Here is a 15,083-nt window from a genome sequence, read left to right on the forward strand (position 1 = left end):
GGCCGATGGGCCGCGTCGCAGGATCAATCGGGCAGGCTTAACGGTCGATGGGCCGCGCCGGGTTGCCCGCCACCGTGGCCGACGCGGGCACGTCACGCGTGACGACGCTGCCCGCGCCGATGATCGCGTTGTCGCCCACCGTGATGCCGGGCAGCAGGATAGCGCCGGCGCCGATCCACACATTGCCGCCGATGCGGATGGGCCGCCCGAATTCCAGGCCGGCCGCGCGCGCGTCCGCCTCGCGCGGGTGGTCCGCCGTCATGATCTGTACGGCGGGGCCGATCTGAGTGCCGTCACCGATGTGGACCTCGGCCACATCCAGGATGACGCAGTTGAAATTCATGAAGACGTTGGCGCCCAGGTGGATGTTGCATCCGTAGTCGCAATGAAACGGCGGCCGTACCACCGCGCCGCGTCCTACGGTGCCGAAGCGTTCGCACAGTAGCGCGTGGCGCTGGGCGGCGGGCGCGGCCAGGGCGGCGTTGTACGCCGCCATCCAGGCTTTGGTGGCGGCCTGCTCGGCCTGGATGTCGGGGTCCGTGGGATCGTAGAGATCGCCGTTCAACATTTTTTGAATTTCAGCGCCGGGACGTAGGCGGGGCATGGCGGTTCCTTGTGCGGTGGCAATGACGCGCGCGGCTGTCAGCAAGCATCGTGCCCAGAGCGGCGGCGCGGCGCCCGGGCGACGACATAAAAGCGTGCATCAAGGCACGCGTCCGATCCGAGCCGTACCGTCAAGCGGCGACCTGGTTGCGGCCTGCTCTTTTGGCGGCATACAGCTTTTCGTCCGCGCGCTGGAATAGCGACTGCCAGTTGTCGGCCGCGGTCGCTGCCGCCACGCCCAGGCTCATCGTCACAGGCGATGTCCCGTCCGGCGCGCGTACGGTGTCGGCGACAAAGGCCCGCAGCCGCTCCGCGCAATGCACCGCTTCCTGGAAGTCGGTGGCCGGCAAATAAATGGCGAACTCTTCGCCGCCGATGCGCCCCAGCAGGTCGCGCTTGCGCACGGACAACGTCAGCGCCCGCGCCACGTCTTTCAACACTGCGTCCCCGCCGCTGTGGCCGTATTGGTCGTTGATGCGTTTGAAGTGATCGACATCGCCAACCACCAATGCGGCCGGTTCGTGGCGGCCCTGTTCGAAGGGACGCATGCGGGTCTCGAAGCCTCGGCGGTTGAGCAAACCCGTCAGCCAGTCTTTCTCGCCTTCGTGCCGCACTTCGTCGATGGTGTCGGCGGCCACCGCCAGCAATAGCGTGATTGCCAGCCCTACGCTGAAGACGGCCAGCGACAACTGCAACCACTGCCAGAACGGGGAATCCGCAAACGCCAGCGGGCCGTTGGGCGCGTGCGTGCCGATGCTGAGCAACGTGCGCGGAAAAAAATGCAGGCCAAACGCCAGCAGCACCACGAACAAGGCGGTGTCGATGCGGCGTCCGGCGGACGCGCGGCGCATGCGCAATGCGGCCATGGTCAGCAGGGCGCCGATGCCGATGTTCAGGACATAGACGCGCACCAGCAGGTTGCGGTCGATATAAAAGAAGTACCAAAGCGCCGTCAGGATGGCGGCGCAAAAGGCCAGGTACGCACGCCAGGGCAGCCCCCGGCCGACGCGGTTCAGGATGCCCTGCGTGGCCGCGCACACGGCGGTGATGTAGAGCATGCCGGACACCAGCGCGTTGGCGCCCGAGTCGCGCGGCAGGTACAGGATCTGCGACATTGCGCCGGCGGCGAACAGCCCGCAGCCCGCCGCCAGATACAGAAGATAGGTGCGATGCCGGAAGGCGCACCAAATGCCAACAAATGTAATGGCGAAAACCACCACCAGGGTAGGGGCAATCAACGACAGGGTGATTCGAACCTGGGCACCAACCATATAAGCATCCTGAAGAACCCGCGCGTGCGTGCAAGGCGCCGGCCAAGGGTGGAATGCTACCAAGGGCGCGCGCCGGGCTTACGCCGCGTTTGGGAAAAGCCGCGCGGCCGGCGTGCCGACCGAGCGTCGTTTCGTCCCGATACAATTCCTTCATACATGAACGAGCGGCATGCCCTAGGATTCCGCCTTATACAGCCCGCCATCCTCTTTTGCGTACGCTTGAAAGCGCCGAAAGTCGAGAAACGACGCGAGGCACATTTCCCGCCCCTTATCGCCATGCCGCCCCAACAATGGGCGCCGGCGAACCAGCCTGGGCGGCCAAACATACGAACGCCGCGCCAGGCGGCATTGAACACCATGACGAAGATTCTTGTTGTCGATGATCAGCCGACGCTGATCGAGCTGTTGAGCGAATTCCTTGGCGACGAAGGCTACGACGTAACGGGCCACACCGACGGACTGACGGCGCTGCAACAGATGCTGGCCGTGCGTCCCGACGTGGTCATCACCGACTTTTCCATGCCCGGCATGCACGGCGGCGCGCTGCTAACCGCCATGCGCGAAAACGCCTACCTGTGCGACACCCCCGTGGTCGTGTTGAGCGGCCGGCCGGAATACGAGGTCGACCAGGCCTGCGAAGGCTATGCCGTCTACCTGCGCAAGCCGGCCGAGCCGACCGAGGTGCTGGCAGCCGTACGCCGCCTGGCCCCCGCCCCGGCGGCGCCCACGGTAGCCGCCGCGCCCGCGCGCCCGGCGCGTCTGCGCAGCGACGCGGACGACCTGGCTGCCCCGCTGCGCCAGAACACGGCCGGCGCCTCGCACGGATCGGCCGCGTACTTCGCGTAACGCCGGTCGTTTTTTAAAACCGGTAGCGCACATCCAGCGTGCCGGTGTTCTGCCGGTTGCCGTCCCCGAATTGACCGCCGTAGCTGACGCCCACCGTGGTGCGCTTGCTGACGTCAATTCCCACGCCCACTTCCACCACGGCCGCGTCGCGGGCCACGGGCGCGCCGGTTGCCGTGAACGTGTCGCCGCCTTGGGCAAACGCCAGCACGCTGGCCGGGTTCAAGTCGCCGAACGCATGGCGCCAGCCCAGCGTGCCCCGCGCGTAGCCGCGTGCGCCCGCGCTATCGAACGTAGTCAGCGCGTGCAGCCCGACGGTGGTGGTGGTGACGTCGTTGCGGCTGCTCTGGCCGCGCAGCGCCGCGTCCCCGCCCGATTCCGAAAAGCCGCGCGTGTGCAGGTCGCTGTAGTTGGCGGCCACGAAAGGCTCCAGCGTCAGACGGTCGTGCACGGGCACGGCGTAGCCCAGTTCCGTGAAGACCTGGCCGGTGCTGGCGCCGTAGTTGGCCTTTAGCGTCTGGTTCAGCCCGGCGGCGGCGGTGCTGCGGCGCGTGTCCACCTCGTGCCAGGTATAGGCGGCGCCCAGACTCAGATTGATCTTGCCGGCCCCGGCCTCGAACGCCTTGCCGCCATAGACGGCGATGCTGTAGCTGTCGGTGTCAGCACTGGACGCACGGTCGCGGGTGCGGCTGTCGCTGTTCGCGTAGCCGACCGCGCCGCCCAGGCGCCAACCGCCGCCTACCGCCGCGTCCCCGCCGATGGTCACGCCGGCATCGGATTGCGTGGTCTTGGCCGCATTGCCGTCACCGTCCAGCGTGGTCCATTTTCCGAACACCTGTGCCCACAGCGGTTGTGCGGCGGACTGCGGCAGCGAGGCGGCGTCGCCCAGGCCCAACTGGGCAGTGGGCGCGCCGGGAATCTGCCCGGCATTGAGGTTGGCGTGCAGCCGCGCCATCGGCATCTGCGTGAACGCGCCCGTCACGTTTTGCAGCACCGACACCGTGCTGGCATGCGCTTCGCCGGACAGCGCGTTGAACGCCGCGGGCGGCGCGCCGTTGGGCAGGTTGAGAATGTGCTGATACAGCGCGCTGTTGGCCGGCAGGCTTTGCAACGCACGCGCCACGCCACGCTGATTGCCGGTGACGGCGGCATCGGCGAATTCGATGGGGCGCGTGCCCCCGCCGTTGCCGTTGTCGCCACCGCCGCCATTGCCATTGCCATTGCCATTGCCATTGCCATTGCCATTGCCATTGCCGTTGTCGCCACCGCCGCCTTCGGACGGCACTTCCTTCAGCTTCACCACCAGGTCCACGCGATTCGCGTCGTAGGACAAGGACGGCGTCAGAAAGGCCAGGTTGCTGGAGACGGTGTCAAAGCGTCCCTGCACGCCATTGTTGGCGGCAAGAATGGTGTAGGTGGTGGAGGGCGCGTAGTTGCCGTTTTCACCCACTTGCACGACTGAGCCGTTCAACGTGGCCGTGCCCGCGACACGCACGCTGCTGCTCTGGCCGTTGGCGGCCGTCGCCACGCGGTAGGTCGCGCCCGGCTTGAAGGTAAGGTCGCCCGCGACGTTCATGCTGCCCAGCGGGGTGGCCGCGTTGCCGGGCGACAGCGTGGCGCCTGATCCGATCGTGACGTTGTTCAAGGTGCCGGTGCCCGACAGCGTGGTGCCCGCCAGGGCCTGCACGCGGCCACCCAGCTTGCCGTCCACCTGCAAGGCGCCGGCAGACAGTTGCAGGGCGCCGGTGTAGGCGCTGCTGTCGCCCGCCATGGCCAGCGTGCCCGCGCCCAGTTTGCGGGTCTCGCCCGCACCGGACAGCGTGCCGCTGTAGACCGTGTCGTCCGATCGGTTGAACACCAAGCTGCCCTGGTTGGCGATGTTGCCGGTGACCCAGCCGGTGGTGCCGCCGTCGCCCACTTGCAGCGTGCCGGCGTCAATGTAGGCGCCGCCTGCCAGCGAGTTTTGGCCGGTCAGCACCAGCGTGCCCGTGCCGCTTTGGCGTAACTGGCCCGCGCCGGTGATGTCGCCATTGAAGGCCACGCGGTCGCTGCGCTTGAACATAAGCGTTGCGCCGCTTGCCACCGCGACGTTGCCGGCGATGCTGCCCGCTACCGCGCCGTCGCCCACCTGCAAGGTGCCCGTTTGCACCGAGGTGCCGCCGACATAGGTATTGCTGCCGCCCAGCACCAGCGTGCCCGCGCCGAGCTTGGCCAGGCTGCCGTTGCCGGTCAATGCCTGGCTCAGGACGAACGTGTTGCCCGCGTCGGCGATATCGAAGCCGCCGCCCGCCGTGCCCAGCGTGATGTTGCGCGCGGTGTTCTGAAAAGCGGTGCCGGTCACGCGCAGCGTGCCGCCCTGGAAGTCCAGGCCGGCCCCGGGCGCGCCCAGGTTGGCATCGGTGGAAACCTCCAGCGTGCCGGCCGTCAATTGCGTGCGTTGCGTGTAGGTGTTGGCGCCGTTCAGCACCAGGGTGCCCAAGCCCGTCTTGTTGATGCCCACGCCCGTCAAGGTGTTGTCGATGGTGGCCGTCCACGCCGCCGACGCCGGGCTGCCATTACCCACGCGTATCTCGCCCGGCGCGCTGGGCGTGGAGCCGGTCACCGCCAACGACGAACCGGTCAGCCGATAGCCGTCGCTGGCGAACTGAATGCCTTGGGCGGTGATGGCGCCGCCGGTGTCATCGACGGTCACCGTGCCGGCAGCCCCGCCAAAGATGGCGAAGGCGTCGGCCGGATAGCGCGCGGCGGTCAGGCTGCCCGTGGCGTCCGTCCAGACTGCGCTGGTGGTCGACCAGACGCCCGACCCGCCGCCCATCTGGGTGGGGCTGGCCAAGCCGTTGGCGTTCCAGAGGTTCAGCGACAAGCCGGTGGCGTTGATCAGGTTGATCTGCTTGGCACCGGCAAGGGCTTGCAGCGTCATGCCTGTGGAAGTGACCAGGCCGCCATGACTCAAGGTCAATGTGCCGGTGTAGTCGAATAAGCGGTACAAGCCCAGGCCTAATCCGCCGGCATCCAGCACGGTCAACTGCGCGCCGTTCAATTGCAGGTCGCCGTTGACGCTGACGCTATGGCTGACGCCCGGTGCACCCAGGCTGAATTGCGCCTGAGACCCCTGCGCCATCGACAGGTTGCCGTTGACGGTGAACACGCCGGCAAGCGCGCCCGGAGCCAGGCGGCCGCCGGATTCCACCGTTACGTTGCCGGTGACCTGCCCGAATCCGCCCAGCGTAGCGGTGTTGCGCACGGTGATGTTGCTGGTGACGGCGGCGCTGCTGTTGGCCGCGCTGGAGCCGACCATCAGCGTGCCACCGTTGACCAGCGTGTCGCCGGTGTAGGTGTTGACGCCATTCAGGTTGAGACTTGCCGGCCCGTCCTTGACGAGTCCGCCGGCGCCCTGGATCGAGCCCGCGTAGGAACCCGAATTCACCATCGCGCTCAGACCCAGCAGCACGTTGCCGCCGTTGCCGTTTAGCGAGGCCAGTTGCTGGCTTGCGGCCGATGTCAGATCCAGCGTTGCGCCGGTGTTGACCGTGACGGCGGAGTCCGGAAGCAGGCTGCCCCCGGGTCCCAAGGCCAGCGTGCCGCCGTTGACGGTCAGGCCGCCGGTAAAGGTGCTGGCGCCGCTAAGGGTCTGCCTGCCCGAACCCGCTTTGACCAGCGCGCCCGCGCCGGAGATCACGCCGCCAAAGTCGGCGTCGTTGGGGCTGTCCAGCGTCAGCGTTGCCGATCCCAACTGCACGAATGCGCCGGAGCCCGCAAGCGTGGTCAACGTCTGGTTGCCGCCGGTGCTCAGGTCCAGCGTGGTTCCGGAGGCCAGGGTGATGGCGCTGCTGCCCAGGGTGCCGCCCGCGCCCACCGCCAAGGTGCCGGCTGCCACGGTGGTGGCGCCGGTATAGGTGTTTGCGCCGGTCAGCGTCAGCTTGCCCGCGCCTGCCTTGGTCAATGTGCCCGCGCCGGACAGCACACCGGAATAGGTGCCGGCGGTGGCTTGCTGGAACGTCAGCGCGCCATCGTTGGCGATATTGCCTTGCAGGTTGCGCGTGTCGCCTTGCAGGCTGGCGGATGCGCCGATGGCGGTGCCACCGGTGTAGGTGCTGGTGCCGCCAAGCGTGATGGAGCTGGTGCCCTGGACGTTCAGCGCGCCCGCGCCCGAGACGTCGCCCGCCAGCGTCAGGGCTTGGCCCGCCGTGATGCGCAGCCCGGCATTGCCAAGCTGGACGTTGTTGCTCATCGTCTGGTTGGCGGTGCCGACGGCCAGTGCGCCGCCATTTGCCACGATCGACGCCGAGCCGAACACGCCGCCGTCTTGAAGGGTGGCCAGGCCCCCATTGAGTTCCACGTTGCCGCCATTGGGCAGAAACGCGCCGCTTAACGTCCAGCTGCCGCTATTGATGCGCAGCTTGTCGAAGTTGATGTAGGTGTCGCCCGATGCTGTGCCCACGCCGCCATTGCCGCTCTCGGTGCCGGCCGATGGCAAGACGTTTTGCAGCACCAGCGTGTCGCCCGCACCCGTGCCGCCGTCGATCTTGCCGGGGGGCGCAAAGCTCAGGCCGGGGGTGTCAGAGACGGTCGTGTCGGCAGTCGCGCTGGCCACGCCTCGTAGCACTAGCGATCCCGTCACTGCGGTAAATGTGTTGTTGCCGCCCTGGCCCAGCGAGACGCCGCCCACGATCGTTCCCGCGTTGTCGAACTGGTGACCTTGCCCCGGCGTGCCGGACGCCTGGAAACCGACACGCCCGGTGATCGTCCCCGTGGTGTCGTTGACAAAGTGAACCTGGCCGCCGCCATACGCGGCGATCACCGGCAAGTCGGTAGGGTTGACGATTTGGCCGATCATGGGAACGCTGCGGATCATCCCGGCGTTGCTCAGTTGGCTGAGCCCGCCGGTTCCGTTTTGCACGGCCAGCGCCATGCCCTGCACGGTGGGAAGGGCGACAAGCGGGTCGGCCATGCCGCTCACGCCGGCCAGTATCCCGGTCGCCAGGTTACTGACGCTGATCGCGTTGCCCCTGCCGCTGCTGTTGCCGATCACCAGCCCCGACGATGCCGTCACGGGAGGGCCGAACAGATTGGCGTCGATCCGGCCTTTATTGCTCACCGTGATTTTGTCGCCGCTCAGCCGCATCGCCGTGCCGCCCAGGGCCGGGTCGACGCCTACGGTGGCGTTCTCCTCCACCCGCACATGCAGCACGTTCGAGGCGCTTGCATAACCCGGGTCGCTGGACAGATCCAGGCCTTCGCAAGTCACGATGATGAGGTCTTCAATGCACTCGGCCTGAACCGCCGTGCTGACGCTGGACAATCCAAGCGCCAGCGCAACGGCGGCCGCCGCCGCATAAGGCGGCGCGCTGGTCGCGATGCTGCGGGTCGCGGACGAGCTGCCACCGCGCGATTGCGAGGCCAGTTCCGATGCGGCCTGCCAGACGCGCAATTTGCGGTTCCATACCAATCGGTAGATGTGATTCAAAATGCGGTCCTCCGGGGCTCTTGGGGCGTGCATTCCGTCAAGCGCGACCGCCGCGTTCACGCGCGCAATCCCGTCGCACGGCGCCGGGCCATGCGTGGGTTTTTTGGAATGATCAGGGATGGGTAGGGAAATTTCGGGTCAATAAATACTCGATGTTCCAGCCCGCCAATCGGGGGAAAACAAAGGATTTTTGTGCGCATTTCTGCGGTGTGACACGTACACCCAAGCCCGGCGCGGCGTTGCGGCACGCTTTACGACATTCACGCTTAACGTTTGGCTGTCGGCGTAGATAATGTTGCTTTCCCAACCTTGTCCCTGTGGGCCTGAACGCGTGGACCAGAACACCCCTGCCGACGTCCCCGTCCTGACCGTCTCCGCCGCGCTGAGCCAGGCCTATGCGCATTGGCAGGCGGGCCAGGCCATGCAAGCCGAACAGCTTTGCTTGCGGGTGCTGGGCACGGTACCGGACCAGCCTGACGCGCGCCATCTGCTGGGGCTGATCGCGCATGCGTATGGGCGGGCGGACGTGGCGGTTGAGCACCTGCGCGCCGCATGCCGGTCCCCGCTGGCGCCGGCCGCCTACCACAGCAACCTGGCTGAAATATGCCGCCAGCAAGGCTTGCTGGACGAAGCCGAACACGCGGCGCGGCGCGCGGTGGCGCTGGAGCCGCACGGGGCCGAAGGGTGGAACAATCTGGGCATAGTCTTGCAAGAGCAGGGGCAGCTTGCCGCCAGCCTGGAATGCCTGCAACGGGTAGCCGCGTTGATGCCCGACAGCCCGCAGGCGCATAACAATCTGGGCAACACGTGCAAGCGTCTGGGCGATAACGCGCAGGCCCTGAAGCACTACGCGCACGCGCTGGAACTGGACCCCGATTACGCGCAGGCGCTGGGGAACCTGGCGTTGGCCTTGCATGACCAGGCCCGCCACGATGAAGCGCTGGCCGCCATTCGCCGCGCCATCGAGATCGACCCGTTGACGCCGGAATGGCATCGGCATCTGGCGCGCATTGAAGCGGCGCGAGCCGAGCTTGCCGGCCGCTACGCCGAGGCCGAATCGTTGCTGCGACACGCGCTGGCGAACGATGCGGACAACATCGTGCTGCTGCGCCAGCTGGCGCAAGCCATTCGGCCGTTGGGCCACACCGACGAAGCCCGCGCGATACTTGAAAGCATCGTGCGCGCCACGCCCACGGATGCGGGCGCGCGCTTTGATCTGGCCGAGCTGCTGCTGTTGCAAGGGGACTATGACGCGGGCTGGCGCGAATACCGCTTCCGCTATCGCATGCCGCACACCGCGATGCGTAGCCGCCATGTGCAAAAGCCGCGCTGGGATGGGCAACCCATTGCGGGCAAGACCTTGCTGATTCATGACGAGCAAGGCTACGGCGACACGTTCCAGTTCTTGCAACTGGTGGCGTGGGCGCGTCAGCGTAGCGGCGCGCGCATCATTCTGGAAATCAACGATGCCTGCCACGACCTGGCCGAACGCAGTGGCGGCTTCGACCAGATCATCCGCGCCGGCACGATACCGCCCGCGTTCGACTTGCATTGCGAATTGATGAGCCTGCCGCTGGCGTTGGGGCTGCGTCTGGCGGACTTGCCGGCCAGCACGGCGTACCTGCGCGCCGACCCGTTGCGTGTGGAGCGATGGCGCGCACGCTTGGCGGGCTTGCCACGGCCCTGGGTCGGGCTGGTGTGGGCGGGGCGGCCCAGCCATCCGAACGATGCGCAGCGCTCGTTGACACTGGCCGATCTGGCGCCGCTGGCGCAACCGGGAATTAGCTTCATCAGCCTGCAAAAAGGCGCGGCGGCGGCGCAGGCGGACAAGCCGCCCACCGGCATGGCGATGGTGTCGCCAAGCCAGGACATCAATGACTTCGACGACACCGCCGCCCTGATTACGCTGCTTGATGTGCTGGTCTCGGTGGACTCGTCGCCCGCGCACCTGGCTGGCGCATTGGACTGCCCGGTGTGGACCCTGCTGCCGTACGTGCCGGACTGGCGCTGGTTGCAGGAACGCGCCGATACGCCGTGGTATCCGTCGATGCGGCTGTTTCGTCAGCCCGGCCCGGGCGCGTGGGGGCCGGTGCTGGACGAGGTGGCGACGGCGTTGCGCGCGCTGCGGCCTCAGGCCGGCTCGGGCTGGGCATAGACAGGCTTGGGCGGGCTGCCTACTTCAACGCCACGCTCATGCCGCCATCCGCCATGACCACCGCGCCGACGATGTAGCTGGCCTTGTCCGACGCCAGGAACGCGATGACCTCGGCGATTTCACTGGGATGCGCCGCGCGCTTGATGGGCGCGCTTTTGCCGTGTTCCGCCAGAAACGCCTGCCCGTCCTTGTGGATGTGGTTGGTGATGTTGGTGACCGCGTCACCGGAACCCACCGCGTTGACGCGGATGCCGTGGTCGATAGCTTCCAGCGACATCGCGCGAGTCAGTTGCGCCAACGCGCCCTTGGACGCGGCATAGGCCGCAATGGTCGGAAAGGCCTGGTAGCAGGCGTAGGACCCCACGTTGACGATGGCGCCCGACCCGTTCGGCATCATGGCGCGCAAGGCCTCGCGCGAGAACAGGAACGCGCCGGTGGTGTTCACTGCCTGGATGCCGTTCCAGTCGTCCAGGCTCATGTCGACGACGGGCTTGTTGATGATGATGCCCGCGTTGTTCACCAGGATGTCCAGCTTGCCGAAGTGTTCGACGGCGGCCGCCACGGCCTGCGACGCGCTGGCTTCCCGCGCCACGTCCGCCATCAGCGGGACGATGCCCGGGCGCGCCAGCGCCTGCACGTTGTGGCCACGGTCCACGGCGATGACGCTGGCGCCTTGGGCGTGCAGCAGTTCGGTCGTGGCCAGCCCGATGCCGCTGGCGGCGCCGGTCACGATGGCGACCTTGCCGGAAAAGGTTCTGGATTCCGTTGTGGTGCTATTCATGGGATTCACTCCTGGAAAGAAATTCAGTAGGGGCTGGCGGTGGGACGCAACACGATCTCGCTGACGTCCACATCGGCGGGCTGGGCAATGGCGTAGGCCACGGCGCGGGCGATGGCGTCGGGCGTCATCGCAATGCGGCGGAACTCGTTCATGGCCTGGCGCGCGGTGTCGTCGGTGATGGTGTTCGCCAGTTCGGACTCGACCACGCCGGGGCAGATCACCGTTACGCGGATGCGGTCGGATTCCTGGCGCAGCCCGTCGGAAATGGCGCGCACCGCGTACTTCGTGGCGCAATAGACGGCGGCGGTGGGCGACACCGACAACCCGCCGATAGACGAGATGTTGATGACCTGGCCATAGCCCTGCGCCTCCATCGTGGGCAGCACGGCCGCAATGCCGTAAAGCACGCCGCGGATGTTCACGTCGATCATGCGGTCCCATTCATCGACCTTCACGGCGCGCAGCGGCGACAGCGGCATGATTCCCGCGTTGTTGACGATGACGTCGATCTTGCCGAAGCGCTCCAGCGCGAAGCGGGCGAAGGCGTTGACGCTGTCGGCCGAGGTCACATCAAGTGACTGGTAGATGACGTTGTTGCCGCCGGCGTCCAGCGCGGTGGCCAGCGCGGCCAGGCGGTCGGTGCGGCGTGCGCCGATAAGCAGGCGGTGGCCTTGCGCGGCCAGCATGCGCACGGTGGCTTCGCCGATGCCGCTGCTGGCGCCGGTGATCAAGACGACTTTCGATTGCGGGGAGTCCATGGGCTTATCTCCGGGGGTGAACAAGGGGGGTGAACAAGGGGCGTTGAACCAACGAAACGCGTTGATGAAATCTTAGGTTTTGGGGGGCGGGCGGCGAATACCTGTAACGATGCCGGTATTGCCTATTCCTATCGAATAGGGGGTGAACGGAGGTGGGTGCGGTTGTAGAATCCGTGCACGTGAACCCCCGGCAAAGGACGGCACCGTGGATATCGATCGGAAACTGGCTTCGCAAAAAATGGCCGGCCTGCTTGAGCGGCTGGCGCCCAACGAGGGCTATACGCAGTCGGCGCTGGAAGGCGTGCGCTTCATGCGGTCGAACCGGCCGCTGGGCCGCACGCCCGTGCTGTACGAGCCCGGCATCGTGATCGTGTGCCAGGGGCGCAAGGTGGGTTTTCTGGGGGACGAGGTCTATGTGTACGACGCGCAGCACTATCTGGTGCTGTCCGTACCCTTGCCTTTTTCAACTGAAACCGAAGCCAGCGAAGCCGAGCCGATGCTGGCGGTTTCGCTGCGGCTGGACCTGACCGAGCTGACCGAACTGATTCTGGCGATGGACGACACGCCGCCCTCGCAAGCCGCGCCGCTGGGCATTGTTTCCACGCCGCTGGATGCTGACCTGGCCGATGCCACGCTGCGTTTGTTGCGCGCACTGTGTACGCCCGTGGAAGCGCGCGTGCTGGGCCCGGCGCTGCGGCGCGAGATTCTATTTCGGGTGCTGAGCGGCCCGCAGGGCGAGGCCATGAAGGCGGCGCTGGTGCACCAAGGGCGCTTTGGTCGGGTCGCGCGGGCGCTGCGCAAGATCCACGTCGACTTTGCGCAGCCGCTGGACGTGGGCAGCCTGGCGCAGGAAGCGGGCATGAGCATTCCCGCCTTTCACGCCAACTTCCGTAGCGTGACGCAGACGTCGCCCATTCAATACATCAAGTCGACACGCTTGCATCAGGCGCGGCTGATGATGATCCGCGACGGGCTGACGGCCGCCTCGGCATCGGCCCGCGTCGGCTACGAAAGCCCGTCGCAGTTCTCCCGCGAGTTCAAACGGTTTTTCGGCCGCACGCCGGTGGACGAAGCAAGAGACATGCGCGCGTCGTTCGCGCTGTCTCCTGCCGCGTCGCTAAGCGACTATTCCGGCGCGCACTGACCAGCCGCCGTCAATTGCCCGACGGCATGGGCAGCTTGAAGCCGTCCTTGGCCAGGCTTTCACGAATGTATTGCAGGCGCTCGTACTGCGACAGCGTGACGGGGCCGGTATAGGCATCGCCTTGCGCCTTTCTGGGCGGGTACTTCACGTAGGTCTTCATCAGGTCCGCCGCCGCCGCGTTCATGGTGGGCAGCGTCCACGTTCTTTCCGTGACGTTGCTCATGAAAATGTCGTAGCGTTCCTGCGGGTCGGCCCACAGGTCGAACACCTGGGGCACCCCGGCGACATAGGACTCCGGACCCTTCCAGCCCAGGTTGGTATCCACCGCCAGCCCGCCTGTCTTGACGCCGTCGTCGCCCCGCAGGTTGAACACGGCCTTGTAGTTGCCAACCCGAATCGCGCCGGGAGACAGTTCGTTTTCCGTGAAATAGAACCACGACTTGCGTTCCGACTTGCCCGTGCCGAACAGTACCGGCGACATGTCATAGCTGTCGAAGATGATCGGCTTGTCGGCACGGTCGTTGACGGGCAGCTTGACGCCCGCGACCGAGGCAAAGGTGGCCATCAAATCCAGCCCGCCCAGGATGCTGTGGTCTTTGGTGGCGGGTGCAATCTTGCCCGGCATCCACGCAATGGCGGGTACGCGGTTGCCGCCTTCGCGCACGGTGCCCTTGGTGCCCCGGAACGGGGTGTAGCCCGCGTCGGGGTAAACGTCTTGCCAGGCGCCGTTGTCGGTGGTGTAGAAGACCAGCGTGTTCTTGTCCAGGCCCAGCTCTCGGACCTTGTCCATGATGCGTCCGATGCGCGCATCCAGCTCGACGACGGAATCGGCGTACTTGCTTTTCGATAGGGATTTGCCGACGTAGTCCGGGTCGGGCATGTTGGGTTGGTGCACCTTCATGAAGTTGATGCTCATGAAGAAGGGCGTCTCGCTTTTTGCATTGCGCTCCAGGTAGTCCACCGAGGCTTTTTCAACATAGCGGTCAAAGAACGGAATGCCGACCACGCCTTCCTTGCCGTTGACCTCAGGGGTGTCGACGTACTGCCCGTTGATCTTGAATTCCTCGCGCGCCGTTTCGCCGGCATTGCCCGAGAGCGCGCCGCGCGTGACCTTCTGGAACATGGCGCGCAGTTCGGGGTCCATGTCGGGGAACCAGGTGGGATCGGCATATGTGTAGGCGTTCAGGTGATACAGGCCGGCGTACTTCATTTCGTCATAGCCTTGGGCGTTCGGCAGGGAATAATCCGCTTCGCCCAAGTGCCATTTGCCGCTGAAGAACGTTTTGTATCCGCCCGTCTTCAGCACGGACGCCAGCGTCCATTCTTCCTTGGGCAAGCCGCCGCCCTGGCCCTGGAACGCAACGGTGGTCATGCCGCTGCGGTTGGGGATGCGGCCGGTCTGCATGGCCGCGCGTCCGGGGGTGCAGCTGGGCTGCGCGTAGAACGAAAAGAACGTCATGCCTTCGTTGGAGAGCCGGTCGATGTTGGGCGTGGGCATGCCGCGCCCCACACCGCCGCCGTAGGGCCCCAGGTCGCCGTAGCCCGTGTCGTCGGACACGATAAGAATGATGTTGGGTTTGCGGGCTTCTTGCGCCACGGCGGGCGCGCTGATCGCCGCTGTCGCCATCAATAGGGCGGCAAGGCCGGTTGAGAAACTTTGCTGTGTCGCCATGTTCAACACTCCATCAATAGATCGTTGAATCGACCGTGGGGGCGTGAATGACCTCGCGGTCGGGGGTGGCCTACATGAAGCTAAAGCACGTCAACGACGGCAGCGTCCGGGCTTGCGCCATTGAGCAAACGATCATTCCACCGTCCGTCAAATGGCGTCAATGGAAAAAGTGTCAGCGAAAATGTGGGCCTCAGGGGGGATGTCGGCGGCAGGGGCGGGGCAGCGCAAAAACTTCATGGACGGTTACCGGCGCACCAGTGCGGATACACGATAGATTCCCGTTTTTTTCGGCGATGGGTTGCCAAGAAGTGGTGCCCGGCCCCATTCTGGTCGACGTGTTCGACTGATTCTTCGGCACGACGTTTGCTGGTGCATCGGGCTCCGATGCA

At 66.1% G+C, this 15,083-nt stretch carries 9 protein-coding genes; 3 read left to right on the forward strand and 6 right to left on the reverse strand.

The features are described from left to right. Positions 1–37 precede the first annotated feature (37 nt). Positions 38–604, reverse strand: a complete 567-nt coding sequence (locus tag YH64_RS27725) for a sugar O-acetyltransferase (protein ID WP_046807529.1) — start codon at positions 602–604, stop codon at positions 38–40. A 130-nt stretch (positions 605–734) separates the two neighbouring features. Next, positions 735–1,874: a diguanylate cyclase gene (locus YH64_RS27730; protein WP_143215569.1), complete on the reverse strand. Its 1,140-nt coding sequence runs from the start codon at positions 1,872–1,874 to the stop codon at positions 735–737. 357 nt (positions 1,875–2,231) lie between these two features. On the opposite strand from YH64_RS27730, the gene YH64_RS27735 reads away from it, so the two are divergent. Further along, positions 2,232–2,720 (forward strand): PleD family two-component system response regulator, encoded by a 489-nt coding sequence (locus YH64_RS27735; protein ID WP_046807527.1) that lies wholly within the window; start codon positions 2,232–2,234, stop codon positions 2,718–2,720. 13 nt (positions 2,721–2,733) lie between these two features. On the opposite strand, the gene YH64_RS27740 is transcribed toward YH64_RS27735, so the two are convergent. After that, complete coding sequence (locus YH64_RS27740) at positions 2,734–8,184, reverse strand: autotransporter domain-containing protein (RefSeq protein ID WP_046807526.1); 5,451 nt, start codon at positions 8,182–8,184, stop codon at positions 2,734–2,736. 331 nt (positions 8,185–8,515) lie between these two features. On the opposite strand from YH64_RS27740, the gene YH64_RS27745 reads away from it, so the two are divergent. Then, positions 8,516–10,339, forward strand: coding sequence for a tetratricopeptide repeat protein (locus YH64_RS27745; RefSeq protein WP_255444796.1), 1,824 nt, complete (start codon positions 8,516–8,518; stop codon positions 10,337–10,339). A gap of 19 nt (positions 10,340–10,358) precedes the next feature. Here YH64_RS27745 and YH64_RS27750 read toward each other — a convergent pair whose 3' ends face one another. Continuing rightward, positions 10,359–11,120, reverse strand: coding sequence for an SDR family NAD(P)-dependent oxidoreductase (locus YH64_RS27750; RefSeq protein ID WP_046807525.1), 762 nt, complete (start codon positions 11,118–11,120; stop codon positions 10,359–10,361). A 23-nt stretch (positions 11,121–11,143) separates the two neighbouring features. Beyond that, entirely contained in the window at positions 11,144–11,878 is a 735-nt protein-coding gene (locus YH64_RS27755) for an SDR family oxidoreductase (RefSeq protein ID WP_046807524.1), read from the reverse strand. A 238-nt stretch (positions 11,879–12,116) separates the two neighbouring features. Here YH64_RS27755 and YH64_RS27760 point away from each other — a divergent pair, with 238 nt between their 5' ends. After that, the gene (locus tag YH64_RS27760) at positions 12,117–13,022 is read left to right on the forward strand and encodes an AraC family transcriptional regulator (RefSeq protein WP_046807523.1); all 906 of its coding nucleotides are present in this window, start codon (positions 12,117–12,119) and stop codon (positions 13,020–13,022) included. A gap of 10 nt (positions 13,023–13,032) precedes the next feature. Here the strand turns inward: YH64_RS27760 and YH64_RS27765 are convergent, their stop codons facing one another. Next, a complete protein-coding gene (locus tag YH64_RS27765) occupies positions 13,033–14,694 on the reverse strand; it encodes an arylsulfatase (protein WP_143215571.1) in 1,662 nt (553 codons plus the stop codon). Between the last annotated feature and the right edge of the window lie 389 nt (positions 14,695–15,083).

The organism is Achromobacter sp. LC458 (genome assembly GCF_001005835.2).
GTDB classification, from domain to species: Bacteria; Pseudomonadota; Gammaproteobacteria; order Burkholderiales; family Burkholderiaceae_B; genus Achromobacter; species Achromobacter spanius_B.